The 24,432-nt window shown below is 53.9% G+C and carries 24 protein-coding genes; 12 read left to right on the forward strand and 12 right to left on the reverse strand.

Annotated features, from left to right (window positions below; genetic code table 11):
* Window positions 1-106 precede the first annotated feature (106 nt).
* From SFU85_02910 to SFU85_02925, 4 genes are all read left to right on the forward strand, one after another.
* Window positions 107-1,393 (forward strand): alpha/beta fold hydrolase, encoded by a 1,287-nt coding sequence (locus SFU85_02910; protein MDX6765719.1) that lies wholly within the window; start codon window positions 107-109, stop codon window positions 1,391-1,393.
* Window positions 1,394-1,426: 33 nt separating this feature from the next.
* Window positions 1,427-2,290 carry a hypothetical protein gene (locus SFU85_02915; GenBank protein MDX6765720.1) on the forward strand — a complete coding sequence of 288 codons (864 nt, stop codon included), beginning with the start codon at window positions 1,427-1,429 and terminating at the stop codon, window positions 2,288-2,290.
* A 4-nt stretch (window positions 2,291-2,294) separates the two neighbouring features.
* The gene (locus tag SFU85_02920) at window positions 2,295-2,690 is read left to right on the forward strand and encodes a hypothetical protein (protein MDX6765721.1); all 396 of its coding nucleotides are present in this window, start codon (window positions 2,295-2,297) and stop codon (window positions 2,688-2,690) included.
* A gap of 929 nt (window positions 2,691-3,619) precedes the next feature.
* On the forward strand, window positions 3,620-4,258 hold the full coding sequence (locus SFU85_02925; GenBank protein MDX6765722.1) for a hypothetical protein: 639 nt from the start codon (window positions 3,620-3,622) through the stop codon (window positions 4,256-4,258).
* Window positions 4,259-4,747: 489 nt separating this feature from the next.
* Here the strand turns inward: SFU85_02925 and SFU85_02930 are convergent, their stop codons facing one another.
* The 4 genes from SFU85_02930 to SFU85_02945 form a co-directional block, all read right to left on the reverse strand.
* Window positions 4,748-5,176 carry a hypothetical protein gene (locus SFU85_02930; protein ID MDX6765723.1) on the reverse strand — a complete coding sequence of 143 codons (429 nt, stop codon included), beginning with the start codon at window positions 5,174-5,176 and terminating at the stop codon, window positions 4,748-4,750.
* 15 nt (window positions 5,177-5,191) lie between these two features.
* Complete coding sequence (locus SFU85_02935) at window positions 5,192-5,551, reverse strand: DUF86 domain-containing protein (GenBank protein MDX6765724.1); 360 nt, start codon at window positions 5,549-5,551, stop codon at window positions 5,192-5,194.
* A 5-nt stretch (window positions 5,552-5,556) separates the two neighbouring features.
* The gene (locus SFU85_02940) at window positions 5,557-5,994 is read right to left on the reverse strand and encodes a nucleotidyltransferase domain-containing protein (GenBank protein ID MDX6765725.1); all 438 of its coding nucleotides are present in this window, start codon (window positions 5,992-5,994) and stop codon (window positions 5,557-5,559) included.
* A gap of 139 nt (window positions 5,995-6,133) precedes the next feature.
* Entirely contained in the window at window positions 6,134-6,952 is an 819-nt protein-coding gene (locus SFU85_02945; GenBank protein ID MDX6765726.1) for a transglutaminase family protein, read from the reverse strand.
* 290 nt (window positions 6,953-7,242) lie between these two features.
* On the opposite strand from SFU85_02945, the gene SFU85_02950 reads away from it, so the two are divergent.
* On the forward strand, window positions 7,243-8,100 hold the full coding sequence (locus SFU85_02950; protein MDX6765727.1) for a TIGR01777 family oxidoreductase: 858 nt from the start codon (window positions 7,243-7,245) through the stop codon (window positions 8,098-8,100).
* A 52-nt stretch (window positions 8,101-8,152) separates the two neighbouring features.
* Here the strand turns inward: SFU85_02950 and SFU85_02955 are convergent, their stop codons facing one another.
* Together SFU85_02955 and SFU85_02960 are read right to left on the reverse strand one after the other, a co-directional pair.
* Window positions 8,153-8,359 (reverse strand): type II toxin-antitoxin system HicA family toxin, encoded by a 207-nt coding sequence (locus tag SFU85_02955; protein MDX6765728.1) that lies wholly within the window; start codon window positions 8,357-8,359, stop codon window positions 8,153-8,155.
* A complete protein-coding gene (locus SFU85_02960) occupies window positions 8,356-8,559 on the reverse strand; it encodes a type II toxin-antitoxin system HicB family antitoxin (protein ID MDX6765729.1) in 204 nt (67 codons plus the stop codon). The genes SFU85_02955 and SFU85_02960 overlap by 4 nt, the downstream gene beginning before the upstream one ends.
* A gap of 254 nt (window positions 8,560-8,813) precedes the next feature.
* On the opposite strand from SFU85_02960, the gene SFU85_02965 reads away from it, so the two are divergent.
* Window positions 8,814-9,038 carry a VF530 family protein gene (locus SFU85_02965; GenBank protein MDX6765730.1) on the forward strand — a complete coding sequence of 75 codons (225 nt, stop codon included), beginning with the start codon at window positions 8,814-8,816 and terminating at the stop codon, window positions 9,036-9,038.
* Between the two features lie 158 nt (window positions 9,039-9,196).
* Here the strand turns inward: SFU85_02965 and SFU85_02970 are convergent, their stop codons facing one another.
* On the reverse strand, window positions 9,197-9,484 hold the full coding sequence (locus SFU85_02970) for a hypothetical protein (GenBank protein MDX6765731.1): 288 nt from the start codon (window positions 9,482-9,484) through the stop codon (window positions 9,197-9,199).
* A 384-nt stretch (window positions 9,485-9,868) separates the two neighbouring features.
* Here SFU85_02970 and SFU85_02975 point away from each other — a divergent pair, with 384 nt between their 5' ends.
* Both SFU85_02975 and SFU85_02980 read left to right on the forward strand, forming a co-directional pair.
* Entirely contained in the window at window positions 9,869-10,357 is a 489-nt protein-coding gene (locus SFU85_02975) for a DUF4174 domain-containing protein (protein ID MDX6765732.1), read from the forward strand.
* A gap of 175 nt (window positions 10,358-10,532) precedes the next feature.
* Window positions 10,533-11,699 carry an SIR2 family protein gene (locus tag SFU85_02980; GenBank protein ID MDX6765733.1) on the forward strand — a complete coding sequence of 389 codons (1,167 nt, stop codon included), beginning with the start codon at window positions 10,533-10,535 and terminating at the stop codon, window positions 11,697-11,699.
* A gap of 923 nt (window positions 11,700-12,622) precedes the next feature.
* Here the strand turns inward: SFU85_02980 and SFU85_02985 are convergent.
* The 3 genes from SFU85_02985 to SFU85_02995 form a co-directional block, all read right to left on the reverse strand.
* A complete protein-coding gene (locus SFU85_02985) occupies window positions 12,623-14,188 on the reverse strand; it encodes a hypothetical protein (protein ID MDX6765734.1) in 1,566 nt (521 codons plus the stop codon).
* A 61-nt stretch (window positions 14,189-14,249) separates the two neighbouring features.
* Complete coding sequence (locus SFU85_02990; GenBank protein ID MDX6765735.1) at window positions 14,250-17,099, reverse strand: ribonucleoside-diphosphate reductase subunit alpha; 2,850 nt, start codon at window positions 17,097-17,099, stop codon at window positions 14,250-14,252.
* A 74-nt stretch (window positions 17,100-17,173) separates the two neighbouring features.
* Window positions 17,174-18,340 carry a ribonucleotide-diphosphate reductase subunit beta gene (locus tag SFU85_02995; GenBank protein MDX6765736.1) on the reverse strand — a complete coding sequence of 389 codons (1,167 nt, stop codon included), beginning with the start codon at window positions 18,338-18,340 and terminating at the stop codon, window positions 17,174-17,176.
* 782 nt (window positions 18,341-19,122) lie between these two features.
* Between SFU85_02995 and SFU85_03000 the strand changes: the two genes are divergently transcribed.
* The 4 genes from SFU85_03000 to SFU85_03015 are packed head-to-tail and all read left to right on the forward strand — an operon-like array spanning window position 19,123 to window position 22,241.
* Entirely contained in the window at window positions 19,123-19,959 is an 837-nt protein-coding gene (locus SFU85_03000; protein MDX6765737.1) for a DUF4465 domain-containing protein, read from the forward strand.
* Entirely contained in the window at window positions 19,956-21,266 is a 1,311-nt protein-coding gene (locus tag SFU85_03005) for a hypothetical protein (GenBank protein MDX6765738.1), read from the forward strand. Before SFU85_03000 ends, SFU85_03005 begins: the two co-directional genes overlap by 4 nt.
* Before the next feature lie 2 nt (window positions 21,267-21,268).
* Window positions 21,269-22,069, forward strand: coding sequence for a type II secretion system protein (locus SFU85_03010; GenBank protein ID MDX6765739.1), 801 nt, complete (start codon window positions 21,269-21,271; stop codon window positions 22,067-22,069).
* Window positions 22,059-22,241, forward strand: a complete 183-nt coding sequence (locus tag SFU85_03015) for a DUF5522 domain-containing protein (GenBank protein ID MDX6765740.1) — start codon at window positions 22,059-22,061, stop codon at window positions 22,239-22,241. Before SFU85_03010 ends, SFU85_03015 begins: the two co-directional genes overlap by 11 nt.
* A 125-nt stretch (window positions 22,242-22,366) precedes the next feature.
* Here SFU85_03015 and SFU85_03020 read toward each other — a convergent pair whose 3' ends face one another.
* Both SFU85_03020 and glmM read right to left on the reverse strand, forming a co-directional pair.
* On the reverse strand, window positions 22,367-22,816 hold the full coding sequence (locus SFU85_03020) for a transposase (protein MDX6765741.1): 450 nt from the start codon (window positions 22,814-22,816) through the stop codon (window positions 22,367-22,369).
* A 183-nt stretch (window positions 22,817-22,999) separates the two neighbouring features.
* Window positions 23,000-24,358 carry a phosphoglucosamine mutase gene (glmM, locus tag SFU85_03025; GenBank protein MDX6765742.1) on the reverse strand — a complete coding sequence of 453 codons (1,359 nt, stop codon included), beginning with the start codon at window positions 24,356-24,358 and terminating at the stop codon, window positions 23,000-23,002.
* Window positions 24,359-24,432 lie beyond the last annotated feature (74 nt).

Raw genomic sequence — 24,432 nt, forward strand, 5'->3', positions numbered from 1 at the left:
AGAGTGTTTCCCCTAGTTGCCAAATAACCAAGAACTGCACACAACTGTCAAGGCGAAACCAAACATTAAGTGGAGTTATTACATGTCTCTAACGCATCCTGTTATATTGTTGCCAGGCATCACTGGAACTGAGCTTGTCGATTTTTACCCGCTCGACCCCTCCGATGTCTGGAAACTACTCAAGCAGGACTATGACCGGATCAAGTTACATCCGGATTCCCTCAAATATGAAGCGATCCAGCCCTCGCGTATTCTTCCCACCCGCGGTTACGAGATTCCCTATGGGGAGATGGTCGAACAGCTCCGCTTCGAACTTAGCCCCAATCAGCAAACTCCCGTGCCCGTGTTTGTTTTTCCGTATGATTGGCGGCAAAAACTTGAAGATACAGAACAGGTTCTCGACTTTTTCATTGAGGAAGTTATAGAACGAACCAAACTTCTTAAGCATTACCATAAGTCAGAATTCGCCAAAAATCCAAAAGTGAACCTGGTCGGCCACTCGATGGGCGGCCTTATTATCTCCGGTTATTTATCGCGTTTTGGATCGAAGAAACGCGTCGGCAAAGTGGCCACCTTAGGAACCCCCTACCAAGGATCGCATGAGGCCGTGGCCCGTGTCATTACAGGAATCGATTTGCTGGGGAATGTTGTCTCCCATTCCCGCGAACGCGAATCCGCGCGTGTGACTCCGGGCCTTTATCACCTTCTGCCAAGCTATCCGGGTGCCGTCCAAGTGGATGATCCTTCTTTAGAGGAGGATTTGTTTGAGCTGACCAATTGGCAGCCCTCCATTCTGAAAACCATCAAATCCTACTCCCAAACCTATGGACTGGGCTTGCTCACACCCGAAGAAATCTTTGAAAAAATGCTGAATGCCGCCGCCACCCAACGCAAGCGTTGTAATGAGCTGACTTTGAGCAAAATGGCTAACGGGCTTCAATCAAGCGATTGGCTTTGCGTGGTTGGCATCGGCAAAGAGACACGGGTTCAAACGCTCGTGACGAAAAAAAGCGGGAAACCCTATTTTGATATCGATGAAAAACGCGATATACAGAATGACTGGGCACCAAAACCAAGCGATGATAGCAAACAGACCCCTACCGGAATCAGAACCGGGGATAACACCGTTCCCTATTTGGGTGCCAAACCTGCCTTCTTAAAAACAGAGGAGTTGGTCTGCGTAACCGATGACGACTTTGGTTTCTGGGAGTTAAAAGATCGCGCGATCGAAAAAGCGGCTGGCCTGCACGGGGCTCTTCCCCTGATGAACCTGGTGCAGAAACTGGTCATTTCCCATTTCAAAGGAACAACCATCACAGGAACCTATGGTCGTCCGGCACCCGACTTAAAAAGTGAATGGAAACCTCCTATTTCCGGATTAAAAAAAGCATAAATCCAACAGATTCTGTTTAAGGAATAAAGATTAATGAAAAAAAATACCCCAATAAACAACGTCTCTCCAGGCATAATAGCTTTTCTGTTTTTATTTTTGGTCGGCTGTGCTGATCTCAAAGGCATAAGGAAGTTTGCTGACACTGGCGCAGATTCGACCTCCTACAATGCCTTTGTTACCGACTATTCCGGAACGGTTCTGCGAAGAAAAGAGTATGCCCCAGGTAAAGAACAGATTGAAAGTATTCACGTAGAGTATGAACGTAGAATCAAAGATCAGAAGCGCCTCTTAGAATTGAATAAAACAGTAACGGACTATATGGCCGCTTTAGCCGCTTTAGCCTCCGACGAAACAATAGATTTTAGCGCCGAAAGCAAGGAGCTAGGAGGCTCTTTGGAAAAAATAGGCTATTTAGATAAAAAGGAGACTGCTGCTGCTACAGCCCTATTCGATCTCATAGCTAAAGCCGCCTCAGAAGGTTATAGACAAGGCAAACTGAAGGAAATTATAAAGAACTCCAATGCAGATTTGCAGGTCCTGCTAGGCTCAATTCAACAAATTGTTGGAACTGCTTATGTTCAGTCATTGGATTCCGAAAAGTTAGCCTTGAGCTCGGCCTACCAAGGCCCTTCCATGACCGACTTGACAAAAGAAAATGCAGCTGTCGTTCTGCCTTTGCGCTCCGTTTATTTCTCTCGCCTAACTAAATTAGAATCACAGAAAGAAGCAGCTATTATGTACAGCCAAGCTATCGGCATTATTGCAAAAGCTCACCAGAAACTTTACGACGAGCGGAACAAGATGAGTTTAGGCCGTCTCTCAACAACTGTTGAGTTCCACGCCAAGCAGGCTAAAGCATTATATGAAGCAGCCAAAGAACTACTAAAGAAAGAATAATTTTATGAGCAAATTAACAACTCAAGACGCCTTGGATCTGAGCAAAGAGCTTGTTTCAATGGCAAATGAAATCGGTTCCCTGAGGCTCGCTAAATGGTCTACCTCCACATCGGCAGAAGACCGAATACTTGCGGACCAACAGTGGGATTTACTTACCATGGCAACAAGATTAGAAACAGATGCTGTTGGCGCGATTTTGGATACAGCCCAAACAAGTATTAATAAAATCAAGTCGTCGATAAAAGCTGCGAAGAATGCGGTTAAAACAATCCAAACTATTAAGTCCGCCGTAAAAATTGCTTCGGCTGTTGTCGTCCTAGCTGGCGCAATTGCAACTCAGAATCCAGGAGCTATTGGGGGCGCTGTCGTAGCTTTGGGCAATGTTATTGCCAACCCTTGATAACACACAAAGGCCCATTCCTGATCTTTGACAAATTTATGGCTAAGCATGATAATGACACAAGCGCTTAAAATACACTGTTAAGAGTGGACTTGCCGACAATCACATTTGTTAACCTCCTATCAAAACTCGTCAATCACTATTAAAACAATCAGCAACGCCTTTAAGCAACAGGGTTAAGCCCGTAAAAAAGCTCCTACTCATCGCAAAATAGGCATTAAATCTGCTAACCATACTTTATCTCATGAATTTCTTTTCTTAAAGAGGTGTTTAGTGAAAAAGCTAATTTATGTTATATTAATAATTTCAACCACTATTTTGAGCCATGCCAACCACGCTATGTCGGCCCCAAAACTCGAGGTTCGCATGGACTCCCAATGGAAGGCTAAAGCTTTTAACTCGACACACAATCTCAAGTTTGAGGGTGATGAAGTTGCCATCAAGTATTCTAATGATACAAATTCGAAATTCATCTGTTTTCTGGTTCGTCGCTTTTATAAGCCGAACACAATAAACCATTCGACCACAGATGATATCATAAATAACGTCTACTTCACACGAGGCCAGGATGACAAATCAATCAAACGTCAGTATTACATAAACTTTCACAACAGTCAGAACTTACCAATCGGTCGAATATATGACGCCATTTATTCATGGCATTATCCGGAAACCAGAAGTCCATCCAACCGAAGAAGGATTTTCAACTTCCCAACAACAACCCAATCCAAAGTTAACGAAAAGGCCACTCTTCAGGCCAGAACCAGAACAGGCAATGTGCTGATTATTTTTACTAATTCCTCCAGTGATCCTACTGACGATAAATGGAGAAGTCCTTATGAGAAAATTGAAATAACAATAATCGAACCGACGCCAATTATATCTAAATCGATCACTCTACGAAACACAGATCCAATGAAACCTTCGCTATGAATTCAATACTGCGTTCCACTTCTTTATTCTACTGGAAAGACGAGCCAGCCGACCTCAAGGAGGTGCTGCTTCTAGCAGTTTCCAATATGGGTCTGTATTTTTTCTGTGTGGCTCTATACAGCATAAATTCCGAAGCGGGATTTAAAATTTCCGAAACAATCATCACCGCCTTTCTGAGTTGCATACTTCCTCTATTTTCAAGCGTTGTTGTGATTCTCATGGGATATGAAAAATTAACAGATGACTCTGTAGCGCGAATATCCCGAACTGTCCTGTTTGCTTGGCTACTTAGTCTGTTTGCTTTTTTGCACAATGCTATTTATGGTTTAAGTATAACTTGGGGACCGTGGCGTAACTGGCTGGGAATTAGTAATCTCGATTCTTCAACTCAGAACTTTATTTTTTCCCTGGCATATGGATTCGTTGGACCACTTCTCCTGGCCTTATGGACATGCAAGAAGTGCACAGCCCAAGGTTGGGATACTGGAAATACCTTCTTTCGAAATCTTTTTATTATCACCACATTGGTGGGGCTGATGAATAGCGCACTATTTTATGGACTCCTTTTTGACCCCCAAATCGGAGATAAGATAACAACATCTTTTTCTGCTTCAACCAAATCAGTAGAGCAATAATCTACCTGAAAATTTTATTTATACATTTTAATCCAAGCAAAGAAATATCCATCCTAACTCATTTAGATTTTTAGGCTTTTTTATTTGACCTATAATTTCAGCTTTTTGTCTTTGGGGTTGATTCTCAACGGGCTATCAGCGGGGTCAGTCCTTGAAATCTGAATCGTTATGCTTTGAGCGCACCCCTTGCCACCCAGTCTGTCGCCTAGCGATACTTAACCCTTTTGCGCTCCGCCGGCGAGGAGGTCTTGCAGGATCGGGAGGTGGGTCAGGAGGTTCTCCACGTGCTCGGGGCTGGTTGCTTGCTTGGCTTCGTGGAAAAAGCCCCCCCACAAACGGGGCGATCTGGTCCGGCTGGATTCCCGCGCTATGAAGCCCGGATGCCGCCTAGGCGATGTCACCCGCCTGTCCCCGTATCATCGATCCGACCGCAATTAGGAATAGTCGGCACAAATGTGGCTCGATGATCTAGGCTGAATCCTCCTCACCCTACTTTTTCCAAACGGCTATCAGGTAGTAGCCAGCCCAGACCAGCAGCAGGGGCAGGGTGAGGACTTCGAGGCGGGGTGTGGTGAAGACGCAGAAAAGCAAGGCCCCGGCGGTCAGGGCCACCGCCAGTCCCACCGCATGCAAGACGGGACGGGATTCGGGCAGGAAGACGGCCACCAGCATGGCCAGGAAGAGCACGGCCAATCCGGCCTGCGGCAGCGCGCTTATCCAGCCGGAACCGACTTGCTCAGGCGCCGTGCCCTGAGTGAATCCGGAAGTGAAGAGTTGGATCACATACCCCAGCACCCCCACCCCCTCCTTGGCCAGTTGCAGGGTATCGCGCACGAACCAGATCAACCCAGCCAGTGCAAGCCCCGCCACGGAGGCCAGGGCCGCCAAGATCCGTGTAACAAGAAATAAAGTATTCATCCGGTGATTCCCCCGTTATTCCAGAGGCCTTGGCCGATCCTTGAAGTAACGCTCAAGGACGGCAATCAAGGGTTCAATCTCCTCTTGGGTCACGGCCCAGACAATTTGAAAATCCACCACTCCGTAATCGTGGGCGATCCGGTTGCGCATGCCCCGGATGCTTTTGAAAGGAATCCCGGGCAGGGTGTCCTCGATCTCTCTTCCGATTTTGTGGGCGGACTCGCCCAGTACGGAAATTCTCAAGGCCACCGCATCCCGCTTCTCGTTGTTGCCCATGAATTGTTCCAAGGTCACCCCGGCCGTATAACTGCGGATCAGCCGCGCCGCTTCGAGCATGTCGTGCAGATAGGCGTCCGGGGATTTGAGCGGGCACATAGGGCTTATCCGCGATAGATCACTTTCCGATCGGCCAGGATGGAAGCACGACGGTAGGGATTCGGCATCTGCTCCACCGAATCACGTGTCAACAGGTGGACCGGCACCCCAAGGATGTTCGACATCTCCCCTTCCATGGCAAAGAATCGCAGGCCGGGATTGGCGGCAAAGGTGGCGATCAGGTCGACGTCGCTGCCGCGCCGGGCTTCGCCCCGTGCGTTGGAACCAAAGACCTCCAGTTGGATGATGCCAGCCTGACGGCAATAATCCGCCAGCTTCTGCCCGACGACCTCCGCTGCGGGCGGGGTGCGCAAGCGTCGGGGAGCGGGCTTTTCTCCCGCACGAACGGCATTCCAGTAGGCGGCGGCCTTGAGACGATTCGCCGCCGTCTTGGCCGCAGAACGCCCCTTTCCTCCCCTGCGACTGAAGGTGGAATGATTCACAAATTCATTCTAAGCGCTTAGCATTCTATGTCGAGTCTATTCATTTGCTGATCAAGGACTTGAAATGCGAATGAATCAACTGAAAAACACAAGATCGCCGTTTTCCAAGAACCGCCCCACGGAAGCCCCACCGAGGCTTTTACTCAAACGAGATGGGCGATGCCGTGTAGGCGGGTACGATGGGGGTGAGCTTCTGCACCTGGATTTCCATCGACTCAAATTGCACCCCCGCCGACATCGTCGCCACCGAGGTGTCGCCGGCATCGTGGCCGCCCCCGATGAGGATGAATCCGGCCTGGGGGGCCAGGCGGGTGGCGTCGTAATACCACCACCGGTCGCCCAACCAGACCTCGAAGAAGGCATGGAAATCCGGGTAGGGCAGTTGGTGGACGTAGGCACTGCCGTAGCGCGCCGGGATGCCCAAGTGCGCGAAGTCCCGGCAAACGCCCGCGCGGGAGATCAGGCAATCGACCGCGCTGCTGTGCTCGTCGGTGGCCCCGGGCAGGTAATCGATCCGGTCATGGATCCAATTGCAGATCGCCGCCACCCGGCTGTGACCGGGGACGAGGGATCCGAATTGCTTGGCGGCCAGGCGGACCAGCTTGTCGGATTCGCAGTAGCGGCTCGGGTAAAGGAACCGCGCCACGTCGACTGGCAGATCGACCAGCGAGGCCTCCAAGGGTTCCCACGATCCCGCGAAGTCGACCTCGGTTCGTTCCACTTCGGCCTCGTAGGTCACTTCGAAGGCCCCGGGCGGGACGTTGACCCCATGGAACCGGGTGCGGGAATCGGGGGCCACCTGCTCCCGGAAAGGCAGGCCCGCGCTGTTGAGGAGGGATTCGCGAATCACCCGCTGGTGCCCGCAGTGGGCGACCGCCATGTTCAACAACATCCACCCCGCGGGTTGGATGTGGTAGCGCAGCCGCGCCTGGACGAGGAACCGGTGGGTGGTGGACATCAATCAAGATGGGCGCGCCGGGGAAGGTGTCAACTACCGGAAGGAGAGGTATTCAGCCCCGTCGAGGCGGATACCGGGCCTTATTCCATAAAGCAAACCCAAAACCCGGATTGAGCACGAAGATCATGACGTCAAGAGTCAGGCGTAGACCCCACAGACGTTCTTTTGTTTGTATGGTTTATCCATACAAATAAAACTTCGGATGAAGGAAAGGGCAAGGTGATCGCGGGAGGGCTGGGGCAAGGGAACTTGGAGTTGCTGTTCGTAAATCTGTTCTTCAACTTAAGTCCATGCGCATCGGCATCACCGGGGTTACGGGCTTGATCGGGCGGCGACTCGCCGAGGAAGCATCCAAGCAGGGCCACACGGTCATTGGCTTTTCCCGCAAGCCAGCCTCTGCCGCGTCTTTTGACTCCCCTCTCCGCCTGCTTTCCAACACCGAACCGGTCGATGTCTCCGGCCTTGATGTCCTGGTGCATCTGGCAGGCGAACCGCCCCTCGGTTTTTGGACAGAAGCCAAACGACGCCGCATTCGCGACAGCCGGGTTCTGACCACACGGCATCTGGTGGAATCCCTGGCGGCTCGCAAAGATAAGCCCGCCGTCTTTCTCTGTGCCTCGGGTACCGACTACTACGGCAACCGGGGCGATGAAGTCCTCACGGAAAGTTCATCGCCCGGCAGCGGCTTTCTCTCCGAAGTCGCCCAAGACTGGGAGGCCGAAGCGATGAAGGCCTCCCTCCTTAGCATCCGGACGGCCTGTCTCCGATTGGGACTCGTCTTGGACGACGAGCAAGGGATCTATCCCCTGATGAAGCGAATCTTCGGACTGGGTCTGGGAGCATGGATGGGATCGGGGCGGCAATACCTGCCGTGGATCCACGTCGAAGATGCAGCCCGGCTCTTTCTTCATGTGGCCGAGAACCAGGAGATTTCGGGCCCGGTGAATGCCGTCACCCCCGAGCCTCTGACCAACCGGCAATTCAGTGAAGCCCTCGCCGCCAGCCAAGGCAAGAAAGTCCACCTAGCTGTCCCGGCATGGGCCCTGCGCGTGACGCTGGGCGACCTATCCAGCATCGTCCTCGACAGTCAACGGGTGGTACCGACGAAGGCACTCCAAAGCGGGTACGCGTTTCGAAAACTATGTTAACTGCGCTCTGCCTCGTGAAGACAGAGTCGATTCCCTATATTCCCAGGGTTGGCTAGATTTCTTCTTCGCTCAGCTCGGCTATCTTCATCAAGGCGCGCAAAAGCCCGATCTTCAGAGACTGCTGGCCATGGATGGGAATGACTATTCGCTCTCGGCGACCCTCTTTGACGAAAATGTGGTGACTTCCCTTGATCCGCGCAAGAACCCATCCTTTACTCTGGATGGCTTTGGCCAGTTCTTTTCCCGAAACTTGCTTCAAAGAGCCAGCTCCAAGATCTGGCCATCCCTGCTGCCTGCTTCCTCTGATTCCCCAGCCTCAAGCCAAAGTTGGATGGCTTCATAAAGGTTGGCGCGCAACTCTTCCAGGGTTTCGCCCTGGGTGACACAACCCGGGAGTGCGGGAACTTCCGCCCAAAATCCGCCTTCTTCCGCCTTGTGAACGATTGCCTTGAGGGTCATGCATTCAATTTACCATGGCGTCATGGGCAGGCAATCCGCCATTTCAACGAAGAAGTGGCTGGTCTTTGAAATAACGCTCACCACCCTGATAATAGGTTCGATTTCTTCTTGGGTCACGACCCAGACCGTTTGAAAATCCACCGTCGCGCATGGGTGAGGAAAAAGCCCAGTCTGTCATGAATCTGGCGCAGACCCCATGGCCCTCCATTCTGCATTTCCCATTTACCATCCGCCATTTAGGATTCCCCCCCCATATGCCCCATCCCAACGACCCCCTGCACAACGTGACCTTGGAATACATCGTGACGGTATTGTCCGAACGGCACGGGTGGGAAAAACTGGGACGGGCCATCCCCATCCGCTGCTTCCTGAACAACCCTTCGGTCAAATCCAGCCTGACCTTCCTCCGCAAAACCCCCTGGGCCCGGGCCAAAGTCGAAGAATGGTATTTGGCCGACAAGGCGGAGGACGCCCGCTGAGGGGCGAAAGAAAGAGGTCCGATGCCCCCGCTCTTGCATCACACAATCAGCTATTAGCTGTTAGCCATCAGCCATGGGCATTTAAGTAACGCTCCGGCACCTGGATCAAGGGCTCGATTTCCTGTGGGATCACGCTCCAGACGATCTGATACCCGACCCTAATTCCAACGGGGTGGGGCCATCAGGATGACGAGGACGAAAACCAGCCCGACAAAGACCGGCAGGGCGGTGGTCAGCAGCACCACCAGCGAAACCCAGGGATGCTTTTGCACATGCAGCACATATCCCCCAACCGGCACCGTGCTCACCCACAAAAGCAGCCCCGTCCACAGCAGTCCGTTGAACGACGACACCGAGCCGTCCATCAAACCGACAAAGAAAAAGAACCAAGCCACGCCCGCCCCGAGTATCGATGCCGAGAAAACCGTGCGAAACAACCATCTCATATCTGCACAATCCGGCTTTCAACGCCGTTTTCCCAGCACAAAACAACAGCAGGCCGACAACCCCGCAAAACCCCATGAGACCTTGTTGTATGGTTATTCCATACAATGTTCTTCACCATTTGGATTGTTGAATTTTTTGCGGAATCTCCATGGAGATCTTGATGTCGGGGGCTCCATACTGCCTGATCCAGAACCTGTCCAGTGGCGCGGGTTGACCCCAGGGCTCCACTCCCTGGCTCCATCTTTGTCGCCTTAAGCCAGCCAAACCCCATCCATCCAAAGCCACTTTCAGCTCTCAGGTTTCAGGTCTCAAGTTTCAAGTTTCAAGTTTTCAGGTCTCAAAACAGGCCCCCCTCCCCGTTTGGTGTGGTATGATCTGGAACGATGAAACCCACGTCCAACGGTCAGTCGAAACTGCCCATCCTCGGCCTGTCTCTGGTGATCCTGGGGGCACTGTCGTTCTCGGTAGAGGCTGCACCGAGCGGCCAGGCCCCCGGGACGGTCCCATCCGTGGGTTCCTTGGGGGAATTCCGCTGGAAGAACCGCGTGCTGGTCGTCCGGGCAACAGACGATGAAGCTGCCCTGATAAGGAAATTGGAGCAGGCGGCGGCCGCCTTCCGTGAGCGCGATCTGGTGTGGTTCCTCATTCGCGCGAAAGGGGTCGAATCGAACACCGGACGACCCTGCACCGCCCAATTCCGGAGCCAACTGGAGAAAATCACTTGGGGCGAAACCCCATGGAAAACCGTCCTGATCGGAAAAGACGGGGGCGTCAAAGCAAAGAGCAAAACCCTCGAAGTTGACGCCATCCTCGCCCAAATCGAAGCCATGCCCATGCGGCAACAGGAGATGCGGGAGATAAAAGAGAACTAAGAGGGATTAACCTGACCCTGAATTGAGAAAGAAAATCAGGAAGTCAAGAATCAGGCATTGACCTCTTGGCTCCTAACTTAGAATCCCAACTTGTGGGGATTGACCTCGTAGGTGTTGTAGACTATCTGTGATAGTAACTGTTAATTGATTATACAGTGCTCTTGAGCTAATTAACATGAAAACTAAATACGCAAGATACGACGCTCTTCATAACGACCACAATGTCTACATTTGCGGAGCCGGTTTTTCCGTTCCTGGAGGAATACCTACAGTTAAGGACTTTTTTAACAAGATGCGAGATGCTTATGACTGGCTTGTTGAAAAGGAGAGATTTCCTGAAGCTGATGCAATCAAAGACGTTATATCTTTTAGAATACATTCCTCCGCAGCGGGCTATTGGACTAAATTAGATTTAGAAAATATTGAAGAGCTTTTCAGTTTAGCAGCTGCATCCTCGAAACCCGACCTATTGAAAAAAATCCCAATTGCAATTAGCGCGACAATAAGTTACTCCAGAATCATCAATACCTCCAATAGCAGAAGTATAGGCAGTAGAACCACAGCATCAAATTTAGCTGCTTTTCCATATTTCGAAAAAGTGCCCCTAATTGGGATGCCTGATGTAGAGCTATCTATTAGTTCTTACGGTCATCATGTTGGAAAGTTATTAGGAGTTTTTCAAGATGGGACTATAAAAGGAGAAAACACATTTATCACTTTTAATTATGATACTCTGATAGAAGAAGGATTAACGGATATAAAAGTGCCATTCACTTACTCATTTGCCAATAAAACTACAAATAATGAAATAAAAGTCCACGATTACAGAGCCGATAGTAAAGTTAAAGTCCTGAAGCTTCATGGTTCTATGAACTGGGCCAAAAAGATAGGAGGCAAAGGACGTAGATTCACACTCTACGATGATTACGATATCGTGCGTGAGAAAGGCTTCATTCCGTCAATTGTACCTCCAACATGGCAAAAAGATCTGTCGGGACCTCTTACATCAATTTGGGGAAAAGCAGTAGAAGCAATCGGCTGTGCAACTAGATTAATTATAATTGGATTTTCGATTCCCAAAACAGACACGCACTTTAAGTACTTAATTTCTGCTGGCTTAAGAAGTAACGCCTCTCTTCGAAGTATTCATATAGTAGATCCAGATTCATCAGAAGACTATCAAAATAGACTTTACGAAATCATACCCAATGATTTTGAGAAAAGAGGTATTTTAAAATTTCACAAACAACATTTTCAACGATTCACAACTTATGATTCAGGCCCAAACGTATTCGATGTAGGAAGACCCTGGAATAGAGACGTATTTCAACGATGGTCGTAGGACTATTCAGAAGAGTAGCGCTGGAAAAGAATTTTAAAATGATCAGCAAGCATATCTTGAATCTTCCATTTTTTTACTTGTGACCGATTGACTATATTTAAGAACTAGCCCTTGGTGCCTTAAAAAAATGAAGAGGTATCCGGCCTGTCATTAATCCAAAAGTTGATCGCGTGTGTCCCAGAAATCACTTCCGATGCAGAAACCAGCCTGAAAATATCCCGTTTTTCTGTGAGATACAAGAAACTGGGAGTGGAAGTGCCGACGGTGATCAAAGTATGCCGCACCTGCCGCAATGCCTACGATGCCCGCTTGGCCCAATGCCCTTCAGATGGGCAATCGCAAACGATTTAATGCAAGGTTAGTTTAGCTCAATTCTGTCAAGAGTCATGGGCCTGTTGCCCAAATCATCTATGTGAAAATTGAAGGAAACCAAGAGCCTTAAAATCGTTTATACGGCGCTTTGATTTTCCCCCAAGGTGTTTTGCTCTCAAGAAAACAATGCATTTCTGGGTTTTAAGCATTCGGGCAACAGGCCGTCATGGGTTGACCCCATGCATCCTTTAAGGGCGGTTGGTCGAATTGGTGTCTATTAGAATGGCGTTAAGGCCGTTGTAGCCCTCAACTCGGAGCATGACACCTTTCCAAGCCTACTGCCAATTCATTGGTACTGGGATCGTTTTTAATTTTCCCGGGGCACTTGGATCTGGAACTCGAACATTGAGCCAACCATCCTGACCTGACCCCGCTGATGGCCAAGTGCAAACGATTTAATGCTGCTTAAGCTTAGCTCTATTCTGTGATGAGTCGTGGGTTGACCCCATGCGCGCGGCTCCCCCGTAGTGTTTCAGGGTCGAGCCGGTTTCAGGTCAGCATCCCAGACGCGGGTCCCGTCCTCAACGTCGGATCCGATGTCGGAAAACACATCACTCAAACACATCATCAAAATCCGCCTCAGATCCTGATTTTGTATATTTTTTTAAGCCTAAATATTCTTGCAACCCAAGATGAACGCGAAATTGAATTGAAGCTTCATTAAAAAGTGCCTGCGAATCCTTGAATTTCCAAACATACGACGCTCCTCCCATGTTACCTCCAGGAGCATAATATCCAATCACAGAAAATTCAAAAAGCTGCTTAAGCGCCGTGATAAATGAAACTCCAGCCGGAGTTATCAACCTTCTATCCTCCCAGGCTTGTTCAAAGTCATTTGCTGTAAATTGAAGCGAGCTCAATCCTTTTAATACCTCAAAATACACCTCGAACTGTGGCATATGCTTGAAAATCTCATCTCTTAATTCTTGATAAAAATAATTCGAATAAGCTCCACGAGCACCACCTATGTCTTTATTTGAAAACTTAGCCCCTCGTTCTTTATTTCTTTTATAAGTAATTAATATTTCGTTACAGAATTTAATCATATCTCTTGGACGCATATACGTCCTATCAACAATATGATTATACTTTTTCTGTTTGCCACGCATTTTTTCTTCTTCATCAAAAACTGCACCCCAATCAACTGGCTTCCCATCACCAAGAATAGTAGAAAAGCGCTTCTCCATTAACTGCCTCAACGAGACAGAGCCATCCTTATCCCATGCTATTCGACTGCAAAATGTCTGAGTAATCTTATTTTTATCTTCGAACCGAAGAATATCATAAATATCGTCACGCAAAAACACGACCACCGAAGCTTTCTTGCTCGCCCTTTCAGCTCGAATATTAAAATCTCTGGCCGCCAAGATTAAACCAATCAAACGTTGCGAATAGCCACTCTCTTCTTTATTGAACCCCAAATCTAGTTGGTCGAAGCAAAGATAGTAGTGCAGTTTACCATTCAATGAACCAATAATTGCTTCAAGTAGATTCTTGTTAATCTCTTGAATAATTTTTGGCAAATAATCCATATCCACACTTTCAGCGCCGAAATTAAGATTCGCAGCATTAAAAAGAAGACTTACTCCGCCTGTGAATTTTAATCTGCGTGCAGGCGAGAAAATTTGTGTTACATCAGGATTTCTAGTACCATAACTATCGATTATAAATCTCTCAATTTTTGAGAGATTTTCCTCCGCGAATTCAGAACAAGGCTGAGAGTGATCTTGGTTCAATAAAACTTTTGCCATGGAGATAAGGATCAAATATTTCCACGCATGCAAATACGCATCTTCCTCAGGAACTCCAATAGCCTTTTGCTTTTCGTGATGCTGCCACGGATAATCTGAAAAATCGAAGCCAAGCGAAAAGGTATCATAAGCCTTCAGTGATATCAGCTTTCTATATATCGCTGTTTTTCCGCTGCCTTTACGTCCAATAATTAAGAATTTTGAGTGATCCTTTGCCTTCTCATATGCCGGATGATCTTCAAAGCACTCCTCTAAGAGTTTATCTGTGTCTGCATCAATACCACCAAAAGTTTCTGCCTGATATAAATTCATCCATTTACCATCTCGATTTTTCACTTCTACAGACGTTAGTTCAAAAAACGCCACAAAAAAACGGTGTTACTCCCACCGTTTTTTCTGGTTTATCTACATTTTTCAGCCTTAGAAATCACTGGCAGGCCTCGCAGGTTCCACCGTTGCGCATGGCTTCGAGGGAGCAGGCTTGGACTTCGTCGGGGGTGTAGTCCCGCTTGCCATTGTCCTCGGCGTTCTTCTTGCGCTCGCGGTTGGCGCTATCGATGGCGCTCTTGTTGAAAGTGCGCAGATAATACGTCGTCTTGAGTCCCCTCTCCCAGGCTTCGCGGTACATGAAGCTGGCGGTGCGGGCGTCGTTTTCTCCCAGGAAGAGGTTGGTGCTCTGGGCCTGGTCGATCCACTTCTGGCGGACGGCGGCGCATTGCAAGATCCAGGTGGGCTCGATCTCGAAGGCGGTCTTGAAAACGCGCTTCACCTCGGCCGGGATGCGGTCGATCGGCTGGATCGATCCGTCAAAGTACTTCAAGTCGGCCAGCATCTCGTCGTCCCAGAGGTTGAGGTCCTGGAGTTTTTTCACCAGGAAGTCGTTGGTGCGGACGAAGTCGCCGGAGAGGTTGGACTTGGTGTGGATGTGTTTGTAGGTGGGTTCGATGCAGGGGGTCGAGCCCATGATGTTCGAAATCGTGGCGGTGGGGGCGATGGCGAGGCAGTTGGAGTTCCGCATGCCCTGGCGCTGGATTTTCTCCCGCAGCGCGCCCCAATCGAGGCGGCTCTTGCGGTCGACCATGAGCGGGCACCCGCGTTCCTGTTCGAGGAGGTCGAGGGTGTCGAGCGGCATGAGGCCGCGCTGCCACTTCGAGCCGTGGAAGGAGGAATAGCTGCCGCGCTCAGCCGCCAGGTCGCTGGAGGCGCTGTAGGCGTAGTAGGCGATGGCCTCGAGGAGTTCGTCGTTGATGTCGACGGCTTCGGGGGAGTCGAAGGAAACTCCTTTTTTGTAGAGCACGTCCTGCAGGCCCATGACGCCGAGCCCGACCGGGCGGTGGCGGTAGTTGGAGTTGGCGGCGGCCTCGACGGGGTAGTAGTTGATGTCGATGACGTTGTCCAACATCCGCATGAGGACGGTGACGGTGGTGCGGAGCTTGTCGTGGTCGATGCTGCCGTCTTCGCGCAGGTGTTCCGGGAGGTTGACCGAGGCGAGGTTGCAGACGGCGACCTCATCCGAGGAGGTGTTGAGTTCGATCTCGGTGCAGAGGTTGGAGTTGTGGATGACCCCGGCGTGGTCCTGGGGGCTGCGGACGTTGGCGGGATCCTTCCAGGTGAACCAGGGGTGGCCGGTCTCGAAGATCATTTCGATCATCTTCTTCCAGAGGGCGAGGATGCGGATCTTGCGGCCGTAGACCTTGCCTTCGTCGGCGAGACGCTCGTATTCGTGGTAGCGGTCCTCGAAGGCCTTGCCGTAGAGCTCGACTAGGTCGGGGGTTTCGTTGGAGCGGAAGAGCGTCCAGGTGGCGTCCTTGGGCAGCTTGCCGTCGGAGATGTCCTTGAGGCGCTTCATGAACAGGTCCGGGATCCAGTGGGCCGTGTTCATGTTGTGGGTGCGGCGGCGGTCGTCGCCGGTTTCCTTGCGCAGGTCGAGGAAGTCTTCGACATCGGTGTGCCAGAGCTCGAGGTAGGAGCAGAGGGCGCCCGGGCGCTTGCCGCCCTGGTTGACGGCGATGGCGATGTCGTTCGAGACCTTGAGGAAGGGGATGATGCCGGAGGATTCCCCGTTGGTGCCCATGATGTGGGCGCCGGTGCCGCGGACGGCGGTCCAGGAGCAGCCGAGGCCGCCGGCCCACTTGGAGAGCATGGAGAAGCGGCGCCAGGTCTCGGTGATTTCCTCGATGGAGTCGCCGCAGTAGAGGAGGTAGCAACTGGAGAGCTGCGAGTGGAGCGTGCCGGCGTTGAAGAGCGTGGGGGTGGAGGAGCAGCCGCGCTTGGTCTTGTAGACGTTGTAGAACTCGATGGCGCGCTGGTTTTTCTGGGGCTCGTTGAGGGAAAGGCCCATGGCGACGCGCATCCAGAACATCTGGGGGGATTCGAGGCGTTTCTTGCCGCCATTGACCTTGTCGACCGTGTGGTGGATGAGGTAGCGGTCGTAGAGGGTCTGGACGCCGAGGAAGTCGAACTGGAGGTCGGCGAAGGGGTCGAGGGCCTCGGCCAGCTCGCGGAGGTTGAAGTCGGCCAGGGCGGGATTGAGACGTTGGAACTCGATGCCCTTGGGGATGTAGTCGAGGAAGGCCTTGATGTGGGCGGCCTTGAGGGCGTCGATGCCGTCGGTGATCTTCCAGGGCAGGGTTTCCTCGTAGATGTAGGTCAGGAGGAGCCGACCGGCGAGGAAGCGGGAATCGGCGTCGACGTCGAGGAGGTTCTTGGCGTTGAGGATGATGGTGTCGCGTTGTTCCTCCTTGGAGAGGGACATTGAGGCGCTGCGGAGGAGTCGGGAGATGAGATCGCCTTCCGAGAGCGTGAGGTGGAGGCCGATCTTGGCGAAGGAGATGCGGGCGCGGATTTCGGCCAGTTGTTCGCGGGTGGCGAGCTCAAGCTGGTCGGGGCTGTCGGCGTGGCCCTGTTCGGCCTGGAGTTCGCGCAGGGCGGCGCGGCGGGCGCGGTACTTGCCGTAGGCGATGGCGACGCGGGGCTGGCCGATCTCGAGGAGGGTTTCCTCGACGAGGTCCTGGAGCTGTTCGATGTGGATGAAGAGCGGGCGCTCCTTGCGCATGCGGAATTCGATCTCGGCCCGCACCTGGGCCCCGACGGGGGCGTCGATGCCCAGTTCCACGCAGGCGGCCTGGACGGCGTGCTCGATCTTGTGTCCGAGCCAGGGGACGACCCGCGGCTTGGTGTTGGCGGCGGAGGGGGTGAGATCGCGGCGGATGACCTGGGGGTAGTCCGAGGATGAAGTTCCAGACGCGAGGTGGGTGTCGGAAAGGGTGGTGGACATAGTTATCTCCAATGGAGTGATTAGGTGATTGGGAGATTAGTGATTGAGTTGATGAGTTATGGATTGGGACCGGATCAGATCAGGTCGTCCTCGTTGGAGTTCTTCATGCTGCCGCCGGTTTGGTACTCGGTGACGCGGGTTTCGAAGAAGTTCTTCTCCTTCTTGAGGAAGATGACCTCGTCGAGCCAGAGGAAGGGGTTCGACTTGACGTTCGAGAGGGGTTCGAGGCCGACGCTGGTGAGGCGGCGGTCGGCGTTGAAGTCGACGTATTCGAGGAAGTCCTTCTGGGTCATGCCGACGGCGTCCTCGGGGAGACAGTCTTTGACGAATTCTTTTTCCAAGGCGACGCCTTCCCTCATGAACGTGCGGAGTTCCTCGCGGAATTCCGGGGTCATGATGTCGGGGTTCTCGGCCACGAGCTGGGTGAAGATGTAACGGCCGAGCGAGATGTGGTTGGATTCGTCGCGCAGGGTGTATTGGAACATCTGGCCGACCCCGGTCATCTTGTTCTGGCGGTGGAGGGAGAGGATCATGGCGAAGAGGGCGTAGAACTGCGTGCCCTCCAAGACCTGGGAGATGCCGAAGATGGCTTTGGCGAACTTTTGCTTGTTGCCGGTGACGGTGAGGTCGAGGCCCATCTTCAGTTCGGGCATGTGGCGGGTGATGAAGGCGTTCTTGGCCTTGATCGAGGGGATGTCGTTGAACTTGGCCGTGACTTCATCCTGGTCGATGTTGAGCGAGCCGATGATGTGGAGGAGCGAGTCCATGTGGATGGACTCCTCGGCGATCCAGCGGAGGGAGGCGTGCTTGAGTTCGGCGGCGGTAAGATTGTCCTCGATGACGTGGAGGACGGAGTCGCCCACGATGCCTTCGGCGGCGGAAAAGTAGCCGACGCCCATTTCAATGATCCAGCGTTCGCGGGCGGTCAGGCCGTTGGGGGAATTCCAAGTGGTGCAGTCCTTGGTCATGTCGATGACGTCGGGCTCCCAATGGTTGGCCTTCATCTGTTTGTAGATGCGGTAGGCCTCGTGGTACTTGAGGGGCATGATGTTGAGCTCGGCGGTGCGCAAGCCATTGATGACGCGCTTGGCGTCCTTGCGGGCACGTGCTTTCTCGCGATCAAGTTTGAAGGTCTTGTTACGGAAGGAGACGATGATGAAATTCCCGTCCTCGCGTTCGGCAATGGTGTCGAAGGCGTCGGGGGTCTGTTGATCGGTGGGAGTGAGAAGTTCGAGTGACATAATGGTTGGTGTTCCTGATTCCGGCGGGCCCTACCGGATTTTACCTGTTTTAGTTTAAAATCATTATCGGGTCCGGGTATCCTCTACGATTAACCATCAATGAGAAGGGTGATTCGGCAAGGGCGCCCAGGTCCGGAATGCACAAGCGATAGTGCATCCTGCAAAAGAACTACGCTGTGAATAGTATCTCGAAGTCATGGCGTCAATGGTTTTTTTGTGACAAAACTGCCTTTTTACACAGTATATGGTAGAAAAGAGACTCGATAACCACCAAATGTAGGGTGTTTGGGCTACACTTGACACTCGATTGTCATGAAAATGAATGATTCTCTCATCTTCATTAGTATTCTATATTAGTAAAACTGTTATTGAATACCTTCGAGCCGACTAGGAAAACCGTTGCGTGCCTGGCAGGCGGAAGCTAAAGATGGGGCAGTTCTTTTGAAGACATGTGGCCTGGGCACGAGCCCGGGCGACGAGCAGCAACTTGGGGAAGGCCGTGTGAACCGGCCACAGTTGCGCTGCGGTATCAGACCACAAGTTGTCCTCCCCCCACCCAATCAGCGGGGGCAGACGCCAATCTCCGGCAACGGAGGTGAAGGCGGACATCTTGGTGGAATCTCCCACCCTACGCAGGGGAAGAGGTTCCGGAATCTGGAGTCCGAACATCCAACTGCTGCTCCTCATGCGTTCCGACCCGGGTGGGCCGGGACGATAAACTTCATCGCCAAAATGAAGCGTGAGAGCAGTACCCATTCTGCTCTTACCAACTAGGAGCAGAAATGAAAAAGTCAGTCTTCGCCGGGATCATCCTCCTGGCCCTAGCCGTTCCCGTGACCCGGGCGGCCGTCGTCGGGTTCGAGGGCCTTTCCCTCGGATCCCCCCTCACCGATGGTTCCATCCAATACGGATCCACCGGCACCCACTACTGGAATGGTTCCAACGCCACCGGCAATTTCACCACCCAGGGTGCGACCTTCCTCAATATCTACAACACCAGCTTCGACAGTTGGGAAGGATTCGCCTACTCCAACACCACGGACACCACCACCCCGGGATTCGGCAACCAATACAGCGCCTTCCCGGGTTCGGGTGCCGGGGGATCCTCGCATTACGCCATCGGCTACCAACCGTTCAGCGACCCCTGGAATCTGACCTTTGTCGCCGACGAGGATTTCACGGGACGCGGGTTGGAGGTCACCAACACCACCTACGTCGCCCGCGACATGCTGACCGGCTCCGGCTTCAGCAAAAAGTTCGGCGGGACTTCCGGGAATGATGCCGACTGGTTCCTGCTCAGCATCGAGGGCCGGAACAACAACGTCTCCCAAGGCACGGTCAACTTCTACCTGGCCGACTACCGGTTCGCCAACAACAGCCTCGACTACATCCTCGATGAGTGGACCTTCGTCGACCTCTCCGCCTTGGGCGTGGTCGATGAACTCCGGTTCACACTCACATCGAGCGACAACGGCATGTTTGGCATGAACACCCCGGCCTACTTCGCTCTGGACAATGTCGGGGCGATCCCCGAGCCCTCGGTGGTGACCCTGCTTGTGTGGGCGGGCGGTGGAGCCCTCCTGCTGGCCCGGAGACGCCGCGCTGCTGCCAGAACGTGAAAGCTCAACCGCGAATCATCGCCCTCCTGGGTGGCCTGGCCGCCACGCTGCTGGCCTGCAGCTCATGGGCCGGACCGTATTCGGCTGGTTCGGGAGACCCCACCAATCCCTACGATGCCCCGGTGCCGGGTTATACCGGCCCCGGAGGCGACGGGGCGGTGGTGGCAGAAAACACCGTCAACCCGATCTTCTTCGGCTGGGCCACCCGTTGGTTCGACTACTTCCCCACCGCGGGAGTGGCGCTGGCATGGAGCAACCCGGACCTGGCCCTCAACTTCGTGACAGGCGACAATTTTGACATCGTCTCGCTGGGCGATTTGAACAGCACGCAGTTGAGCGGGAACCTCACCCCGGGCCGCATCACGCTCGGTTTTGCCAAACCGATCCAGAATCTGAGCGGGGCCGACTTCGTCATTTATGAAAACGCGTTGGGTCTTGCGGGCAGTGTCTTTGCCGAACTGGCCTACGTCGAAGTATCCAGTGACGGTACACACTTCGCCCGCTTCCCTTCGCGCTCGCTGACAACGGCCGCCGTCGGACCCTACGGCAACGTCGACCCCTCGAACGTTTTCAACCTGGCCGGCAAGCATATCAATGGCATGGGTCAGTCCTGGGGCACGCCCTTCGACCTCGCCCAATTGGCCGGCGATCCTCTGGTGCTTTCGGGTCAGGTGGATCTGAACAACATCCAGCAAGTTCGTTTGGTTGACATCCCGGGCAATGGTTCGTTCTTGGACAGCACCGGGGCGGGTATTTACGACGCCTGGGTGACCATCGGCAGTGGCGGGCTCGACCTCGAAGCCATCGGGGTTATTTCGCAGGCCATGACCTATGCCGAATGGGCGGCGCAGCGCGGGCTGGCGGGGACCCTATCCGGGCCGGGCGCGGATGCCGATGGCGATGGATTGACCAACCTGCGGGAATACGCCCACGGGCGCGTGCCTGATTGGGCCGACAACAATCAGGCACCACTGCAATGCGCCATGGTTGCCGACTCGGGGGGCAACAGCACCGCCTCTCGCCTGCAGGTGACCTTTGTCCGCGATGAACGGGCGCAGGACCTGGTCTATGAAATCCAGGCCTCGAACAACGGCCTGCAAAATTGGACGACCATCGCCCGCAGCACCGGGGGCGGACCGATGACCGGAGTCAATGGCTTCAGCCCCTCCATCACAGAAACCGCGGCGACCGGCACGGCCAGCGTGGGTGTCTTGCGATTGGTGAGTCTGGCCGATACCGAAAACGCCGGCGCCCGCACCTCCCGCTTCCTGCGTCTGGTAGTGACGCAAGCCCCCGCCGGCCCATGAAGATGACCGCTCCCCTCACCTTCACGGGTCGCCGGGCCTTCAGCCTGGTTGAGCTCCTGGTGGTATTGGCCATCACCGCCCTGCTGGCTGGGATGCTCTACCCGGCGGTCGAACGCAGCCGCATGTCCGCCCTCACCATCACCAGCACCAGCAACCTGCGCCAACTCGCACTGGCCAACCTGGCCTACCTCTCGGAAAACGGCCGTTACGCGCCTGCGGATGACCAATCGAACAAGAAACGCTGGCACGGCGGTCGCACCTCGGTAGGAAAACCCTTCGACCCGACCCAGGGATACCTGTCCCCCTACCTCGGTGGAAGCAGGGCCGTGAGCCTGTGTCCGGTGCTGAAGCAACAACTGACCGGGGGTGGAACCTTCGAAGAAGGAACCGGCGGCTACGGCTACAACGCCTCATACGTCGGCGGCACCCCGTCATGGGCTTACAACAGCGATGGCTCGCGGGTCTCGGCCCGTGCGGCCGACATCGTCCTACCCTCCACCACGGTCATGTTCACCTCGTCCGCCTACGCCAACGGCGACCATGTCCAGGAATACCCCTACAGCGAACCGCCCTTCTGGGATTTCGGCGACGGGCCCTCGGGCTTCCGGCCATCGCCCACGACCCACTTCCGTTTCAACGGAAAAGCCCTGGTGGCGTGGTGCGACGGGCATGTCGCGCTGGTGGCCAAGGAAACCCGCGAGGTGGGTGACAATCCACACAATGGCGATGCGGTGGCCCAACAACTGGGTTGGTTCGGACCGGACGAAGAAAACGGCTTTTGGAATCCCAAACGTGAGCCTTGAAAACGAGCGTTGGTTCGATCCGACCATCCCGCTGGATCCTCAACTCCAGCCGGAGGCGGATTTTTACCTTGAGAACGGACTGGTGGTTTTCACCGCCGCCTATCTCCTCAAGCGCGGGCACTGTTGTGAAAGCGGGTGCCGCCATTGTCCGTACCAGAAAAAATCATCCTGACGCGCACGAATGCCCCCGGGAGGGCGAATCTCCCGATGAGCCGGTCTTTTCCCCTCTACCACTCCACAAGGCATGGCTCGGAAGGAGCCTCGCCCTCCCGTTCAGAGCCGACTGATAAACTTTCTCTACGGGTCGGTCAAGGTTCCTTGATATGACCAATCCGACGACTTGGCGACCAATCCATATCTTACTGGATTTTCCAAAATGTAGGCCCACTTTTCTGTCAGGCTCTCGCTGCCGCGCAAACGCCGGTCCCAATGGTCCGTCTGCCAGCGATGATCTGGATTTTTGTGCTTTTGGGTGAACGACGACTTCCAGTAACGGACCCACCTTTCTAAAGGGCCATCGGAAGAAGGATAACAAAGCAAATGGAGGTGATCCGGCATCAACACGTATCGCATAACCTTCCAATCATCAGCCGCAAGCCAGGTCTCACGCAGCAGGGCATGAACAGAAGGATCAGCCAACCAGGGCAAACGGTCTTTCGTGCAGACTGTCAGAAAAACAATCAAGCCAGCGTCACAAGGCAGATCCCATACACCGTGCGCCGGATGTTTTCTGTTCTTCGGCGTCATTAATGACACTTAACAAGTCATAAATAACTTGTCGAATGAATCCGAATTCACAAACCACTCTGCTGGCAGAACAAGAAACAAGGCACGGCTCGGCGGGAGCCTCGCCCTCCCGTTCAAGACAGGCAGGTCACTCTCCCCCGGGAGGGCGAATCTCCCGATGAGCCGGTCTTCCAACGATTTTAATCAAACACCGATCTCGGCCCGGAGCGGGGCGAGGATCTCCTCACACCATCCGTCCAGCGGCGCGGATTCGGCGTATTCGAGCAGCAGGCGGGCCTTGTTTTCCGTCCCGGAGTAGCGCAGCAGGACACGACCCTTGGAACCCATGGCGGATTCCACTTTTCGCACCGCCGCCTCCACCGCGGGCATGGATGGCAGAGGACGCTTTTCCCTCACCTTCAATCCCACCAGCTTCTGGGGGTATTTGGGCATGACCCGGCGGAGCTCGGTCAGCGGCCGCCCGGACTCCACCACGACGCGCAAGATCTGCAGGGCCGCCAGGAGGCCGTCTCCCGAGGGCAAATGCTCAAGGAAAAGGATATGCCCGGACTGCTCGCCACCCAGGGTGTGTCCGCCCGTGCGCAGGGCTTCAAGGACATAGCGGTCTCCGACCGCGGTCCGTTCCACCCTTCCGCCGCGTTGTTCCAACACTTCATTCAGCCCAAGGTTGCTCATGACCGTGGCGACCAATGTCCGGTTTTTCAACGTGTCCTGCTCCAGCGCACGGGCGGCCACGATGGCCATCAATTCGTCGCCATCCAGGGGTTCGCCCGATTCATCGATCATGATGAGGCGGTCGGCATCGCCATCGTGGCAGATGCCGATGGTGCCGGGGTGTTCACGGATGAAACCAGCCAGCAATCCGGGATGGAGACTGCCACAGCCCGCATTGATGTTGGTGCCATCGGGTGAGGCGCCTACGACATGGACCCCGGCACCGAATTCACGCAGCAATTGGGGGGTGGTTTCCCAAGCCGCTCCGTGGGCGGCATCGACCGCCAACCTGCGTCCATCGAGCCGGAAGCCGCCGGGCAATGTCGCCTTGAGGGTGTCGAGGTAAAGGTCGAAGGCCTCCGGTTGGGCCCCGAAGCTGGAAGACTCGGGTTGGAAGCTTCCGTGCGGCTGGGGGGCGGCATCGATGAGTTTCTCCAGCGCCGCTTCGGTGGCGTCATCCAGTTTGAATCCATCGGGTCCGAAAAACTTGATCCCGTTGTCGCAGGCGTCGTTGTGCGAGGCACTGATCATGATGCCGGCCGCGGCATTCCGTCGCAGGGTCACGAGGGAAACCGCGGCGGTGGGCAACACCCCGACACGCTGAACCATGGCTCCCCCGGCGCGCAGACCGGAGGCCAGGGCTTCTTCGAGGACGAATCCGGACTGCCGGGTGTCGCGACCGATCACGATGAGGGGTGAGGCGTGGCGGGCGGCAAACTGTTGGGCGGCGGCACGTCCGCTTCGCCAGGCGAAATCCGGAACCATGGGGAAGGTACCAAACGGACCACGGATGCCGTCGGTGCCGAAGTATTTGCGCGGGGTGCTCATGAATGGAAGGATTTAACCGCGAGAACGTGAGCAGTGCAACGTTTCAGGGTGGGCGCGAAGCCGGAGGTCCATCG

It is taken from the genome of Candidatus Methylacidiphilales bacterium (assembly GCA_033875315.1).
In the GTDB taxonomy this organism is placed as follows: Bacteria; Verrucomicrobiota; Verrucomicrobiia; order Methylacidiphilales; family CAZTYG01; genus JANRJG01.

Coding starts and splice junctions, on each gene's coding strand:
- SFU85_02915 (MDX6765720.1), top strand. CDS start 1,427: ATGAAAAAAAATACCCCAATAAACAACGTCTCTCCAGGCATAATAGCT.
- SFU85_02920 (MDX6765721.1), top strand. CDS start 2,295: ATGAGCAAATTAACAACTCAAGACGCCTTGGATCTGAGCAAAGAGCTT.
- SFU85_02925 (MDX6765722.1), top strand. CDS start 3,620: ATGAATTCAATACTGCGTTCCACTTCTTTATTCTACTGGAAAGACGAG.
- SFU85_02930 (MDX6765723.1), bottom strand. CDS start 5,176: ATGAATACTTTATTTCTTGTTACACGGATCTTGGCGGCCCTGGCCTCC.
- SFU85_02935 (MDX6765724.1), bottom strand. CDS start 5,551: ATGTGCCCGCTCAAATCCCCGGACGCCTATCTGCACGACATGCTCGAA.
- SFU85_02945 (MDX6765726.1), bottom strand. CDS start 6,952: ATGTCCACCACCCACCGGTTCCTCGTCCAGGCGCGGCTGCGCTACCAC.
- SFU85_02950 (MDX6765727.1), top strand. CDS start 7,243: ATGCGCATCGGCATCACCGGGGTTACGGGCTTGATCGGGCGGCGACTC.
- SFU85_02960 (MDX6765729.1), bottom strand. CDS start 8,559: ATGACCCTCAAGGCAATCGTTCACAAGGCGGAAGAAGGCGGATTTTGG.
- SFU85_02965 (MDX6765730.1), top strand. CDS start 8,814: ATGCCCCATCCCAACGACCCCCTGCACAACGTGACCTTGGAATACATC.
- SFU85_02970 (MDX6765731.1), bottom strand. CDS start 9,484: ATGAGATGGTTGTTTCGCACGGTTTTCTCGGCATCGATACTCGGGGCG.
- SFU85_02975 (MDX6765732.1), top strand. CDS start 9,869: ATGAAACCCACGTCCAACGGTCAGTCGAAACTGCCCATCCTCGGCCTG.
- SFU85_02980 (MDX6765733.1), top strand. CDS start 10,533: ATGAAAACTAAATACGCAAGATACGACGCTCTTCATAACGACCACAAT.
- SFU85_02990 (MDX6765735.1), bottom strand. CDS start 17,099: ATGTCCACCACCCTTTCCGACACCCACCTCGCGTCTGGAACTTCATCC.
- SFU85_02995 (MDX6765736.1), bottom strand. CDS start 18,340: ATGTCACTCGAACTTCTCACTCCCACCGATCAACAGACCCCCGACGCC.
- SFU85_03000 (MDX6765737.1), top strand. CDS start 19,123: ATGAAAAAGTCAGTCTTCGCCGGGATCATCCTCCTGGCCCTAGCCGTT.
- SFU85_03010 (MDX6765739.1), top strand. CDS start 21,269: ATGACCGCTCCCCTCACCTTCACGGGTCGCCGGGCCTTCAGCCTGGTT.
- SFU85_03020 (MDX6765741.1), bottom strand. CDS start 22,816: ATGACGCCGAAGAACAGAAAACATCCGGCGCACGGTGTATGGGATCTG.
- glmM (MDX6765742.1), bottom strand. CDS start 24,358: ATGAGCACCCCGCGCAAATACTTCGGCACCGACGGCATCCGTGGTCCG.